The organism is Formosa sp. L2A11, assembly GCF_009796865.1.
Classification (GTDB): Bacteria; Bacteroidota; Bacteroidia; order Flavobacteriales; family Flavobacteriaceae; genus Formosa.
On sequence record NZ_CP047028.1, the window covers coordinates 994,292 to 1,008,680 of the forward strand.

The 14,389-nt window shown below is 31.2% G+C and carries 14 protein-coding genes; 6 read left to right on the forward strand and 8 right to left on the reverse strand.

Translation table 11 applies throughout. From position 1 onward, the window contains the following. The first annotated feature begins 166 nt into the window (after positions 1-166). The 3 genes from GQR95_RS04385 (at position 167) to GQR95_RS04395 (ending at position 3,110) form a co-directional block, all read left to right on the forward strand. A complete protein-coding gene (locus GQR95_RS04385) occupies positions 167-769 on the forward strand; it encodes a hypothetical protein (protein ID WP_159022008.1) in 603 nt (200 codons plus the stop codon). Positions 770-1,271: 502 nt separating this feature from the next. Then, positions 1,272-1,874: a hypothetical protein gene (locus tag GQR95_RS04390; RefSeq protein WP_159022009.1), complete on the forward strand. Its 603-nt coding sequence runs from the start codon at positions 1,272-1,274 to the stop codon at positions 1,872-1,874. A 627-nt stretch (positions 1,875-2,501) separates the two neighbouring features. After that, positions 2,502-3,110 carry a hypothetical protein gene (locus GQR95_RS04395; protein ID WP_159022010.1) on the forward strand — a complete coding sequence of 203 codons (609 nt, stop codon included), beginning with the start codon at positions 2,502-2,504 and terminating at the stop codon, positions 3,108-3,110. A gap of 71 nt (positions 3,111-3,181) precedes the next feature. On the opposite strand, the gene GQR95_RS04400 is transcribed toward GQR95_RS04395, so the two are convergent. From GQR95_RS04400 to GQR95_RS04430, 8 genes are all read right to left on the reverse strand, one after another. Next, positions 3,182-3,961, reverse strand: coding sequence for an enoyl-CoA hydratase-related protein (locus GQR95_RS04400; RefSeq protein ID WP_233265996.1), 780 nt, complete (start codon positions 3,959-3,961; stop codon positions 3,182-3,184). Between the two features lie 3 nt (positions 3,962-3,964). Further along, entirely contained in the window at positions 3,965-5,416 is a 1,452-nt protein-coding gene (locus tag GQR95_RS04405; RefSeq protein ID WP_159022011.1) for an ATP-binding protein, read from the reverse strand. A gap of 44 nt (positions 5,417-5,460) precedes the next feature. Beyond that, positions 5,461-6,009 carry a CopD family protein gene (locus GQR95_RS04410; protein WP_159022012.1) on the reverse strand — a complete coding sequence of 183 codons (549 nt, stop codon included), beginning with the start codon at positions 6,007-6,009 and terminating at the stop codon, positions 5,461-5,463. Positions 6,010-6,019: 10 nt separating this feature from the next. After that, positions 6,020-7,384, reverse strand: coding sequence for an MATE family efflux transporter (locus tag GQR95_RS04415; RefSeq protein ID WP_159022013.1), 1,365 nt, complete (start codon positions 7,382-7,384; stop codon positions 6,020-6,022). 2 nt (positions 7,385-7,386) lie between these two features. Beyond that, on the reverse strand, positions 7,387-8,418 hold the full coding sequence (gene hemH, locus GQR95_RS04420) for a ferrochelatase (protein WP_159022014.1): 1,032 nt from the start codon (positions 8,416-8,418) through the stop codon (positions 7,387-7,389). A gap of 108 nt (positions 8,419-8,526) precedes the next feature. Beyond that, positions 8,527-8,688, reverse strand: coding sequence for a hypothetical protein (locus tag GQR95_RS16580; RefSeq protein WP_199269641.1), 162 nt, complete (start codon positions 8,686-8,688; stop codon positions 8,527-8,529). Positions 8,689-8,698: 10 nt separating this feature from the next. Then, positions 8,699-9,361, reverse strand: coding sequence for a ThuA domain-containing protein (locus GQR95_RS04425; protein ID WP_159022015.1), 663 nt, complete (start codon positions 9,359-9,361; stop codon positions 8,699-8,701). Between the two features lie 6 nt (positions 9,362-9,367). Next, positions 9,368-10,252: a helix-turn-helix transcriptional regulator gene (locus GQR95_RS04430; protein WP_159022016.1), complete on the reverse strand. Its 885-nt coding sequence runs from the start codon at positions 10,250-10,252 to the stop codon at positions 9,368-9,370. Between the two features lie 207 nt (positions 10,253-10,459). On the opposite strand from GQR95_RS04430, the gene hemA reads away from it, so the two are divergent. The 3 genes from hemA to GQR95_RS04445 are packed head-to-tail and all read left to right on the forward strand — an operon-like array spanning position 10,460 to position 14,385. After that, entirely contained in the window at positions 10,460-11,719 is a 1,260-nt protein-coding gene (gene hemA / locus GQR95_RS04435) for a glutamyl-tRNA reductase (RefSeq protein WP_159022017.1), read from the forward strand. Continuing rightward, positions 11,712-12,626 (forward strand): hydroxymethylbilane synthase, encoded by a 915-nt coding sequence (gene hemC / locus GQR95_RS04440; RefSeq protein WP_159022018.1) that lies wholly within the window; start codon positions 11,712-11,714, stop codon positions 12,624-12,626. The genes hemA and hemC overlap by 8 nt, the downstream gene beginning before the upstream one ends. A 16-nt stretch (positions 12,627-12,642) precedes the next feature. Further along, on the forward strand, positions 12,643-14,385 hold the full coding sequence (locus tag GQR95_RS04445) for a TrkH family potassium uptake protein (RefSeq protein WP_159022019.1): 1,743 nt from the start codon (positions 12,643-12,645) through the stop codon (positions 14,383-14,385). The last annotated feature ends 4 nt before the right edge of the window (positions 14,386-14,389 follow it).

Genomic DNA, 14,389 nt, shown 5'->3' on the forward strand with positions numbered 1-14,389 from the left:
GGCTTATTATCCAAAATTAACTCAAACATATTCTATATTAACTCTGTAAATACATTACAATAGTATTTAAGTTAAAATAGAATATAAAGTAGCCAATATCGATGTTTTGTAACACGCTACAACATCATACATTTGGATAAGTTAAATAATCAAAAATATTTGAATAATGAAAAAAATAATGACACTTAGTATTTGCTTGTTGGTAGTAGCTACCAGCTTTGCATCAAGTTTTGCGAGCAACTTGTCATCTGATTTTGATGGAAGAAGAGACATGGAGATTACGTTAACATTAGACAATGTAAAAGAAGGACAACATTTATATATTAAAGATGCATACGGATTTACGCTTTACAAAAAGACTTTTAATAAGTCTGGAACTGTAGATAACACATTCGATTTTTCATCTTTACCTAACGGATCATATTTTTTCGAACACGAAAAAGCATATCAAGTTAAAGTAATTCCTTTTAATGTAGCTGCAGGAAAAGTTACTTTTAATACGCCTAGCGAAAAAGTAATATACAAACCTGTTGTAAAAGTTAAAAACAACACGATTTACTTATCTAAATTAGACTTAAACAAAACAGATGTAAACGTGAGTCTTTTATACGAAAGCGATAACAATACATTTAAAGTAATACACTCAGAAGATTTTACAGACACAGCAAACATACAACGTGCGTATAGCTTATCTAATAAAGAATCTGGAAATTACAAAATGGTAATTAAAGCAGACGGAAGAGAATACGTTGAGTATTTTTCTATCTAAAAGCAATACAATTTAAAATATTCTAAGAGTGAACTTATTTATAAGTTCACTCTTTTTTTTTGCGTAAACATTTAAAGGAGGAAAGACTTCAACTAAAATAAATTAATCTAGTAAGCTCTATTTTTTCATAAAAATGATTCTTCTGGGTATAATGTAAAAATCACAAACGATAAAGAAACTAACACATTTGCATAAAGAAAATATCATCTAAATTTAAATTGCATAAAACACACTCAAATTATTAGATAAAATAACAAGACAATCTTTTACATAAAGATTCTAGTATGTAAACCGTGAATTTAGCACACATTGCAACACCTATAAAAAGCTGTAAATTGGCGTTATATAAAGAATTAACTCAAATATATGCTATATTAATCTTAACGCTTCACTATTAATGTTTTTTGGTTAATATAGAATATAAAGTAGCCAATATCGATGTTTTGTAGTACACACTATCAGTCTATATTTACCATATGTTAATCGATAAAAAAAATTAATTATGAAAAAAATAATGACACTTAGTATTTGCTTGTTGGTAGTAGCTACCAGCTTTGCATCAAGTTTTGCGAGCAACTTGTCATCTGATTTTGATGGAAGAAGAGATATGGAGATTACGTTAACATTAGACAATGTAAAAGAAGGACAACACTTATATATTAAAGATGCATACGGATTTACGCTTTACAAAAAGACTTTTAATAAGTCTGGAACTGTAGACAACACATTCGATTTTTCATCTTTACCTAACGGATCATATTTTTTCGAACACGAAAAAGCATATCAAGTTAAAGTAATTCCTTTTAATGTAGCTGCAGGAAAAGTTACTTTTAATACGCCTAGCGAAAAAGTAATATACAAACCTGTTGTAAAAGTTAAAAACAACACGATTTACTTATCTAAATTAGACTTAAACAAAACAGATGTAAACGTAAGTCTTTTATATGAAGGAGATAACAATACATTTAAAGTAATACACTCAGAAGATTTTAAAGACACAGCAAACATACAACGTGCGTATAGCTTATCTAAGAAAGAATCTGGAAATTACAAAATGGTAATTAAAGCAGACGGAAGAGAATACGTAGAGTATTTTTCTATCTAAAAGCAATACAATTTAAAATACTCTAAGAGTGGACTTATAAATAAGTTCACTCTTTTTTTTGCGTTTATATTTCACACAAACACTTAACACATCTTCAGAATTTCATTAAAAATAAAGTACAGAACAAGACATCTATAAATTGATTCTCTTCATTTCTAATTTAACCTCATCATCAATCTAAAAACATCTAGCATACATTAAAATCTAAATAACAAATTAAGGAGACTTAACTACAGATTTGCACCTAACAAAACAAAATCACATTAAAGAAACAGCCATTCTTCATCCTAATTACAGCTAAACCAATCATGATTTTACACAAAATTGCTCTGTTTTATAGCATCTAAACACCATTAACTTGTAGGAGAAATAACCGCACTAACATTAATCTAATATTAAAATAACAATAAAACAAACTACACAGTAAACACAACACAATCAAACACCTGAAAAACAACATCATAGATAATATTACCTTAAACCTGTGCTAAATTAACTTCATATTACAGTAACTTTAATTTAATGGTTAAAATAGAATATAAAGCAGCCAATATTGATGTTTTCGCACACCTGATAACGCCCTATATTTGAACAAGTTAAATGATCAAAAAAAATAAATATTTAATTATGAAAAAAGTAATCACACACAGTATTTGCATGTTAGTTATGATTACTGGCATCGCAACAGGTTTCGCTAATAACCTTTCTTCTTTAAAAGTAGAAAAAGAAAGCATGGAAATTACGTTAACATTAGACAACGTAAAAGCAGGACAAAAATTATCTATTAAAGACATAAACGGATTAATACTTTACAAAAAAACGATAGAAAAAGAAGGTATTTTCAGTAACAAGTTCGACTTAACAGCATTACCTGATGGGAAATACTATTTTGAACATGAAAAAGATTTTCAAATCAAAATTATCCCTTTCAAAGTGACTTCTAACACAGTAACATTCGACAAAGCAAACGAGAAAACAATCTTTAAACCTGTTTTGAAGACTAAAGACAACTATTTATATTTTTCTAAATTAGATTTAGAGAAAGAAGATGTAAAAATAAACATTTACCACGAGAGCAATAAAAACAATTCGGGATACAATTTAGTGTATAACGAAGATTTTACAGACTCTACAAAAATAGAACGTATTTATAGTTTATCTAAAATACATGAAGGAAGATACAAAGTAGTAGTTACTGCAAACGGCAGAGATTACGTAGAATACTTCAGCATCTAATACCAATAACCTCCCTCCCGATTACAAAACTAAAAAGAGTGGACTTTTAACAGTCCACTCTTTTTTTATGTTTATTTTCCTGTAAATTCTGCTTTTCGTTTTTCTAGAAAAGCTGTAGTTCCTTCTTTAAAATCTTCGGTTCCAAAACATTTACCAAAACCTTTAATTTCTTTTTTATACCCATTAACTCCAGATTTAAAACCTGAGTTAATCGCTTTAATTGCTTCTCCAATTGCTTTAGGCGAGTTATTCTTTATTTTATTCGCAATATCTTCACAAAAAGATAATAACTCTTCTTGGGCAACAACATGATTTACCAAACCATAACTTAAGGCTTGCTCTGCATTAATCATTCCTGCTGTCATGATCATCTCCATAGCTCTACCTTTACCAACTAATTGAGGTAAACGTTGTGTACCACCATAACCAGGAATAACACCTAAAGACACTTCTGGTAATCCCATTTTAGCATTGTCGCTAGCCACTCTAAAATGGCAAGCCATCGCTAATTCTAATCCGCCACCCAAAGCAAATCCATTTACAGCAGCAATAACTGGTGTAGATAAATTTTGTATAAAATCGAATAGCATTTCATGACCTTTAGCTGACAGTTTAGAACCCTTTTCTTTATCAAAATTTGCAAATTCACTTATATCTGCACCTGCAACAAAAGCTTTTTCGCCACTTCCAGTTACAATAATAACTCGTGTTTCATCGTCTTTATCTGCCGCTTTAAAAGCACGATGCAATTCTTTAATAGTCGCTTTGTTTAAGGCGTTTAATTTTGTTGGTCTGTTAATGGTTATTGTTGTAATACCATCTTGAAATTCTGATAAAATGTTAAAAATCATAATTTAGGTTTTAGGAAAGGTAACCACAAACGTTGTTCCCTTATTTAGTTGCGTATTAAAAGTAATATGCCCGTTATGGCTTTCTAATATATTCTTAACCATTGCTAAACCAAGTCCCATACCTCCAGATTTGGTTGTAAATTTAGGCTCGAAAACACTGGATATATTCTCTTCTTGAATTCCAATTCCATTATCTGAAACCGTAATTTTTATAATACCATCATGCAAAGAGACATGTGCTACAATTTTAGGAATACGATCGTCGGGAATAGATTGAATGGCATTCTTAACTAAATTAGTAACAATTCTAATCAGTTGTGTTTTATCAAAAGTTGTAATAATTTCTTCACGCTCTGCAAGAAACACGATATAATCTTTATTAAAAATATCTAAAGATAAACGCACTGTATTTACAACATTAAGTGTTTCGTTTTGCTGAGCAGGCATATTTGCAAAGTTAGAAAATGCCGATGCAATAGAACTCATAGTATCTATTTGCTGAATTAAGGTTTCTGAATATTCTTCTACCTTATGATGAATATCGGGATCGTCTGGTCTAAATTTACGCTGAAAATTCTGAACACTTAATCGCATTGGAGTCAACGGATTTTTAATCTCATGAGCCACCTGCTTAGCCATCTCTCTCCACGCTTGTTCCCGTTCACTTTTCGCCAATTGCTTTGCACTATCTTCTAACTGATCGATCATACTGTTGTATGCTTCAACCAATGTTGAAATTTCTTCACTTGCATCTTCTACGTCTATACGCGTATTCCGTTTTTCTAAAGTGGTACTATTTATTTTATCACTTATTGTTTTTATAGATTTAGTAATGTAATTCGCCAAGAAAAAGGCAATTGCCGTAGCTAAAACAAGCATAAACAAATAGGCATAACTAATACGCTCTAAGAACTCACTTAATTCTTTAGCCAGAAAATTATCATCTTCTAAATAAGGTAAATTCAGAATGGCTAATGGCTTAAATTTCTGATCTGTAATATATGAATAAGACGACTGGTAGATTTTATTATTCTCGCTACGCTTTTCTACATAAGTATGCTTTGCCGTATTAGAAAGTGTATTTAAAATATTTGCATTAATACAATCTGCAATAGAATCTTGAGAAAAACCAGCCCGAGAAGACGTTAATATAGATCCATCTAAATCGTAAATATTAACTTGTAAATTATGAATACTTGCTATTTCGTAAATCTTATCTTTAAAAATATACGGCAGCTTTTCTGTTTTAACTTCGAAAGAGGTTTGCTTAATTATATAATTAATATGAGATTTAATGTTTTTCTCTTTACGCTCTAATCGCTGTTGGTGGTAGTCTATCGCCTCTTCTCCGTATTGATAAATAGCAACACCTACTATTAAAATAGAAGCTAACATAACTACAAAAAGCATAGCTACAAATATGCGAAGCCGTAAAGATATTTTTTTAAGTTTCATAAAATTTTACCGTGTCCTATAGGCAACAATAATCAAGCCATTATTTATGCATTCGGATTTTTAGCACGTATGCGTTTATAGACTTTAAAACCTAGCATAATAAGTACACCGAGTACAAAAATTCCAATCACTCCAAAAATCCAATTAAAGCTACTCTTTAAAATTACCAAAAATACAACAGCAAAAAGAATAAAAGTTGCGCCTTCGTTCCAAAGCCTCATATAACTAGATGTTTTTCTTACATCGTCGCGTTGTAACTGTTTAAAATATTGATGTGTTTTTAAATGATAGATAATTAGCAATACAACAAACCCTAATTTTACGTGCATCCAAGGTTCTTGCAACCAAGCAGGCATAAGAATAAGTAACCAAATGGCAAATATTGTAGCTAAAATAGCTGACGGCCAAGTAATAATATTCCATAATCGCTTTGTCATTAACTTTAACTGCGTCCCTAAAATCTCTTTATCTGGAGATGGCTTATGAAATGACTCTATTTGATATACAAACAATCTAGGAATATAAAAAAGACCTGCAAACCAAGTGATAACAAAAATAAGATGAAGCGATTTTATATAATTATAATATTCCATAATAGATGGTTTAAGTTGTAATAGTACTCTTTTTAATTAAATCTGTTTTAATCTCTCTCCTTAAAAAATAACCTGTAACAATAGTAGACAATACATCGGAAATAGGAAACGACATCCATACACCCAACTCGCCATAGAATTTAGGTAAAATTAAAATTAGTGGAATAAAGAAAAAACCTTGACGTGTTAATGTTAAAAACAAAGCTGGCTTTGCTTTACCAATTGCCTGAAAATAGGCTGCACCTATTAATTGTAAAGCAATAATTGGTGTTGCAGCGAATACCCAACGCATGGCGTATGGTGTTTCTTTTAATACTTCGGGATCTTGTGTAAACATTCTTGTAATACTCTCTGGAAAAGACATAAGCAATACAAATATAATTGTAGCTAAAATAGCAGCATACTTAATAGCTGTATTTATAGATAAACGAACACGACCGTATTGTTCTGCTCCATAATTATATCCTGCAATAGGCAAAAAACCTTGTGTAACACCTAAAACAGGAAATAAGGCAAACATAAGCATACGCCCAACAATGGCATAAGCAGTAACCGAAACTTCTCCGCCAATATCAAACAAAATGTTATTCATAAATAAATACATAACACTAACTACGGCCTGTCTTGCAAGTGTTACAAAACCAAGTGAAGCTATTTCTGAAATCACATGTCCTTTTAATCGTAAATACGACCAATTTATTTTTAAAACTGTTTTATTATTTAAGAAAAAATACCAAAAAACATAAAGAAAACCTAGCACATTAGAACCTGTGGTTGCCCAAGCAGCCCCCGCCATACCTTGATCGAGAAGATTAATTAATATGTAATCGAAAATTAGGTTACCAAAAGCAGGAATCATCATCGCATACATTGCAAATTTAGGATTACCCTCTGCACGAATTACATTATTTCCAACCATAGACAACCCAAGAAATGGGACACCATATAAGACAATAGTGTAGTAAACTTTAGCCGGATTAAAAATAGCTCCTTTTCCTCCAAAAGCTAAAATAATTTCGTCTGCAAAAAACAAACCCAAACAAACAAAAACAGTAATAAGAATAAGCGTTAAAGCAATTTGATTCCCGAAAGTATCTAATGCTTTTTCTTTGTTTTTAGCCCCTAACGCTCTAGAAATAATTGAAGACCCACCAATACCGATAGACATTCCTAAAGCCGCAATAAAAAAAGAAACAGGTAAAACTATATTTATAGCTGCAATAGCGATAGAACCTATCCAATTCCCTACAAAAAAAGTATCTACAAGAACATTTAAAGACATCACCAAGACACCAATAGATGCTGGCACAGATTGCCTAATTATAAGCTTACTTATAGGCTCTGTACCCAAATCTACCGATACCTTATCTGTCATTTTTATTTTATAGCAGGTGTACTTGCCCAGTTATTAATCCATTTTCCTAATAAAGCAGCCCATTCAGGTTCTTCATTTAAACATGGAACTGTTGTAAACTCTTTTCCGCCAACTTCATGAAAAAGCTCTTGACCTTCTATAGCAATTTCTTCTAGAGTCTCTAAACAATCACTAACAAAAGCAGGTGTAATTATTGCAATATTCTTGGTGCCTTCTAACCCCATTCTCTCAATTGTTCTATCTGTATATGGTTGTAACCACGGATCGAATCCTAATCTAGATTGAAATGATGTTGAAAACGCTCCTTCTTGAAAACCAAGCTTCTCTCCTACCAATCTTGTAACCTCTAAACATTGATGTTTATAACAAAACTCGTGTGCTTTTGACGGTGTTTTACAACAAGAACCATCTAATTTACAATGGGATTTTGTAACATCACTCTTTCTAATATGGCGTTCTGGAACACCGTGATAAGAAAACAATACGTGATCGTAAGTTTTTCCCTCTAAATGATGTTTTATAGAGTTACTCAGCACTTCAATATAATCTGGTTTATTATAAAATGCTGGTAAATGATCTATTTTAAGGTTTGGAAAATGTGCTTGACGAAGTTCTTCTGCTAAAACCAAAATAGTTTCTGTAGTTGCCATAGCAAATTGCGGATATAAAGGGATTAAAAACACCTCTTCTACTCCTTTATCTACTAATTCTTGAAGTCCTTTTTGAATGGTCATAGAACCGTAACGCATAGCCAAAGCTACAGGATACTCAACTTCTTGCTGTACTTTAGCCTGTAAACGTTCTGAAAGTACAATTAATGGAGAACCATCTTCCCACCATATTTTTTTATACGCTGCTGCAGAAGCTTTAGGTCTTGTTTTTAAAATAATTCCTTTTACAAGAGCCGCTCTAGCAATATATGGAAGATCTATAACACGCTCGTCCATTAAAAATTCACCTAAATATGTTTTTACATCTTTTGGCGTAGGGCTTTCTGGAGACCCTAAATTAACTAGTAAAATTCCTTTCTTCATATTACAAAAGTACAATAGAAATTGCGATCATACTATATTCTAATCATAGTATTATCTTATCTACTATTAAATCAAATTGATTATAATTTATAATATAATTCAAAAAAACTATTTAGCCTTTTCTTTTAATTTCTGGAGATGAAGCGGAATAGGAGTTGTTTCATTAGCATTACAATCCTGAAAGATGCCACAAGACACGCCGGGCTTCACTAAAGATTTTGTGTTTTCTTGTTTTGACCACGCTGCAATTTCTGGAGATAAATATTTCATAACACACTAATTATCGGTTTAAACAGTAATTAATTCCACCTAAAAGATGGTTTCTAAAATTTATATCGGCATACGATTTTAAAGTATGACCTAAAGCGGTGTAAAAAGATCGACCTCCATCAAATTCTTGACACCAAGATACAGGATGATAATCTCCATTTTTTCCACCCTCATAAGATGTCTCATCTACCATTAAAAGCGGATGAATATCTGGACTTATATTTTTAAAATTATACCACTCGTCGAAGTGATTCCAATTGGTTTTTAAATGTGTTGTAGATTCATGATTTGCATCAGAAATAACAATATTAGCTTCGCAGGGTTTTGGATGATTTAAAAAATACACACCAACTAACTTCTCGTACCAAGGCCAATTATATTCTGTGTCTGTTGCAGCATGAACTCCTAAAAAACTTCCACCGTTATTTATAAATGTTTTAAAAGCATCCTGCTCCTTTTCGTTTAAAACATCTCCTGTAGTATTAAAAACCTTAGCATCTTCTGTATGTGTAATTGTAAAATTATTCTCGAGTCCTAATTCTTTTAAAGTTTGCACACCTATTTCTATAGATTTATGCCTATAACCTTCCGTTTTAGAAAACACTAAAACCCGATCTGTTGGCGTACTAATATTTGTTAACCATGCCAATATTATAACAATTACAAATTTCATATCTATTTAATTAGCAGATTGCAAATACTTTTTGGGAGTTGTTCCATATTTCTTTTTAAATGCTGAAATAAAATGACTAGATGTACTATAACCTACTTTTAATCCAACTTCATTTACATTTAATCCGCCTGTTTCTAAAAGCTTTCTAGCTTCTTCCATTTTATAATCGAACAAAAAGCTAAATACAGAATCTCCGTAAATTTGTTTAAATCCTTCTTTTAGCTTTTTAAGACTCAAACCAATCTCGTCAGCCAATTCCTGCAAACTTGGTGGCTCCGCCATTCTAGAAATCATAATATCTTTAGCTTTTCTTATTTTAATCACATTTGTTTCGTCTACCAAAAACGGACATTGTTCTATATCTGCATCTTCACTTCTATTAAAATACAAACTAAGCAACTCGTATGCTTTGCCTTTAAAATAAAGATTTTTAATAGATACGTTAAGGTTATAATGTATCATTTGGGTTAGCACAATAGCCATAGACGGCGATATTTTCCCTTCTTTATAATATTTCTTATCCTTATTATCGTGACTTAAAAATGTAATATAACCAGCCTCTTGAGAAAATAGACCATGAAATTCTTTAATAGATATTAATATAGTAACCAACCAAGAATTAGGATTAACCTCTAAATGAATAGGCAAATCTTGTTGCGGATTATACAGAAGCAATGAATTTTCTTCGTTTATATTTAAAGTATAGCTCCCACGATTAAACTTAAAAGCAGAAGAGCCTTTTAAACAAAAATGAAATTGTATAAAACTACTATCTATAGCCTTCTCTACCGTTTGCACTTCTAGACCTTCATTTTTATAAGTTAACACTAAAAAACCCTGATCTACAAAAGTCTCATTAAATGTCCCTACAGCGATATTTTTATCTTGCATTTTCTTTCTTTCTAATTCGTTTTATTTAGATAGCTTCTAAACTAAGCATAGCGAAAACGTTGTTATTCTAGCAAAAGTATGATTTTTATTGCTTTAGATTAAAAAAACAAAACAAAAAACTAAAAACGACACTAAAAGTTCTTTGAGCGTTATTTTTTTACAATTAGTCACTATACATTTGCTTCGAATTTGCAACTAATATATTTAATGAATCAAAATCACGGATCTAGAGGCACTTATTTTTATGCTATTGGATTAAGTTATAAAAAAGCTGATGCTGAAATTAGAGGACATTTTAGTCTTGATGAAGCAGCAAAGTTAAATCTTCTAGACCAGGCTAAAGCCACAGGTATTGAAAGTTTGATAGTAACTTCTACATGCAATAGAACTGAAATCTATGGTTTTGCAGAACACCCTTTTCAACTTATCAAATTATTATGCGATAACACAAAAGGAACTGTAGACGAATTTCAGGAAGTCGCATATGTATATAAAACCAAAGAAGCTATCGCACACATGTTTCGTGTGGGTTCAGGTTTAGACAGTCAGATTCTTGGTGATTTCGAAATTATTAGTCAGTTAAAAACAAGTGCTAAACTCTCTAAAAAACTAGGTTTATTAAACACCTTTTTAGAACGTTTAACAACTATGGTAACACAAGCTAGCAAACGTATAAAAACAGAAACCGAAATTTCTTCGGGTGCAACATCTGTATCTTTTGCTTCTGTACACTACATATTAAATAATGTTCCAGATATTTCTAACAAGAATATTTTATTATTTGGAACTGGAAAAATAGGAAGAAATACTTGCGAAAATTTGGTAAAACACACTAAAAACGAGCAAATTACCTTAATAAACAGAACGAAAGATAAAGCAGAACGTATTGCTGGAAAATTTAATTTACTTGTTAAAGATTATGCAAATTTACAAGAAGAGATAAATAATTCTGATGTATTGGTTGTTGCCACTGGAGCACAAAACCCAACGGTAGACAAACACTTAATACAATCTAAAAAACCACTTTTAATTTTAGATTTATCTATTCCTAAAAACGTGCATGAAAACGTAACCGATTTAGAAGGGGTTACTTTAATTCATTTAGATTATTTATCGCAAATAACAGATGCTACTTTAGAAAAAAGAAAAGCATATATTCCTGTTGCAGAAACCATTATTGAAGAAGTTAAAAAAGAATTTAACGATTGGTTAGAAACACGAAAATTTGCACCTACAATAAAAGCTTTAAAGAATAAATTATTAGATTTTAAATCGGCTGAATTAGATATTCAACGTAAAAAAATATCTGATTTTAACGAAGCACAAGCCGAGTTAATTAGCAATAATATTATTCAGAAAATAACAAATCATTTTGCACATCACTTAAAAGATGAAGACTTTTCTACAAACGAAAGTCTTGAACTTATTAAAAAAGTGTTTCAGCTAGAAACATCAACAAATGCATAAAACAATTCGCATTGGCACAAGAGACAGTCAATTGGCTCTTTGGCAGGCAAAAACTGTTCAAACACGTTTAGAAGATTTAGGATATTCAACAGAAATTATTGCTGTTAAATCTACCGGAGACCTTATACTAGACAAACCACTTTACGAATTAGGTATAACTGGTATTTTTACTAAAACCTTAGATGTTGCCATGCTAAATGGCACGGTAGATATTGCAGTGCATTCTATGAAAGATGTACCTACTTTACTACCTAAAGGCATTATACAATCTGCCGTTTTAAAACGCGCTAATGTAAACGACATTTTAGTTTACAAAGATTTAGACTTTTTAGAAACCAAAGGCACAATTGCTACAGGAAGTTTAAGACGTAAGGCACAATGGTTAAACAGATACCCAGATCATACTGTTGAAGATTTAAGAGGGAATGTAATTACACGACTTCAGAAATTAGAAGATAGTAATTGGAATGCCGCTGTGTTTGCTAAAGCAGGATTAGAACGTATAAATGTACTGCCGGAACAATTTATTGAATTAGATTGGATGGTTCCAGCTCCCGCACAAGGCGCCATGGTTATCGTGTCTTTAGAAAAAAATAAAGAAGTTACCGAAGCCGTTTCTAAATTAAACGACGCACCAACTGATATTTGTACGCATGTAGAACGTGATTTTTTACGTATATTAGAAGGCGGTTGCACAGCACCAATTGGAGCAATTGCAACAATTACAGGAGATACAATTGCATTTACTGGTATTTTACTAGCCATAGACGGTAGTAAGAGGCTAAGTATAAACAAAACCGATACCCTTTCTAATTACAAAGAGTTAGGAAAACGATGTGCCTTAGAAATCATTGAAAAAGGTGGAAAAGAACTAATGGATTCAATTAAAAAAGAAATGAATTCATAAAAAACCTCAAAAAATAATGAAGCTTAAAACGTTGCAAAACCTATATCGTTTTACTGATATTCTCATTTTATTTTTTTTAATATTCGATTTCGGATTTAGCATAAACGAAGAGTATAAACCTTTTAGAATACCTATTTACACGGGTATTACATTACTTTTAACAACGTTTAATATTTTTAAGTTTTTTCTATATTCAAAACACAATCCCAATAGAAAAACAATTCGGTTTAACATAGGTGTTTTAATAACTACACTTATTGCAGCATCTACAGTTTATTACCTAAACCAACATTTACCGCCTATAGAGCAGTTAATGCGACCAAAGATAATATTCGAGCTAGGCTTATTCTTTTACCTCTTAATTCGCCTTACCTTTTTTATAAAACACATTTATAGAATCTATTTTAATCCTGCCATCTTATTTGTTGGTAGTTTTTTTATTTTAACCCTTATAGGTGCACTTTTACTTATGCTACCTAATGTTACTGTTAATGGTATTAGTTTTATAGATGCTTTATTTACATCTACAAGTGCCATTTGTGTTACTGGTCTTGCTGTACTAGATACTGGTAAAGATTTTACCCAATTAGGGCAAACCGTAATTCTATTTTTAATTCAAATTGGAGGTTTAGGAATTTTAACGTTTACATCCTTTTTTGCTTACTTTTTTAAAGAGAGTTCTTCTTTTCAAGAAGGTATGTATATGAAAGATTATACAGCAACAGAAAATTTACAGGATGTTTTTAAAATTGCAGCACAAATTGTAGGCTTTACTTTAGGACTAGAATTATTTGGAGCTATTTTAATTTACTCGTCTATAGATTCTATTAGCACCATAGATAACAAAATTTTCTTTTCTATTTTTCATTCTATTTCTGCCTTTTGTAATGCTGGATTTTCAACGTCGTCTTCTAGTTTTTTCGCCCCAACATTACGCTACGATTATTCGTTACAATGGGTAATTATGATACTTATTATTATAGGAGGAATAGGCTACAGTTTTATATTTAACTCGTTTACTTATTTAAAACGTAGTTTTTTAAACCTATTTAGAAAAAAAGCAAAAGTGACAACAACTGTTAGAATTTTCACATTAAATTCTAAAATCACAATTGTAACAACAAGTATTTTATTAGTTGTAGGATTTCTATTTTTCTTTTTTTCTGAAGCCAATCACAGTATGTTAGGCCACGATTCTATTTTTGGAAAAATCACAACAGCAATGTTCTCGTCTGTAACACCAAGAACCGCCGGATTTAACACCGTAGATTACACACAAGTTGCTACACCATCATTACTATTTGTTATTTTCTTAATGTGGGTTGGTGCTTCGCCAGGATCTACAGGAGGTGGAATAAAAACAAGTACTTTTGCCATTGCAACGTTAAACATATTAGCAACAGCCAGAGGAAAAAAGAGAATTGAACTTAATACTAGAGAAATATCTAGTAGTACAGTAAATCGTGCATTTTCTATTATTTGCATCTCTTTAATAACCATAGGAACAGCCATATTATTACTATTATTTTTTGAACCCGGAAAAGATTTATTAGCCATAGCTTTCGAATGTTTTTCTGCTTATAGTACCGTAGGATTAAGTTTAAATCTTACACCCACATTAAGCGATCCTAGCAAATACGTTATTATAGCCGTTATGTTTTTAGGACGAATTGGATTATTAAACTTGCTATTTGGAATGTTAGGGCAAGTAGAACAAAAATTTTATCAATACCCACAAGAAAATATTTTAATCAACTAAGATA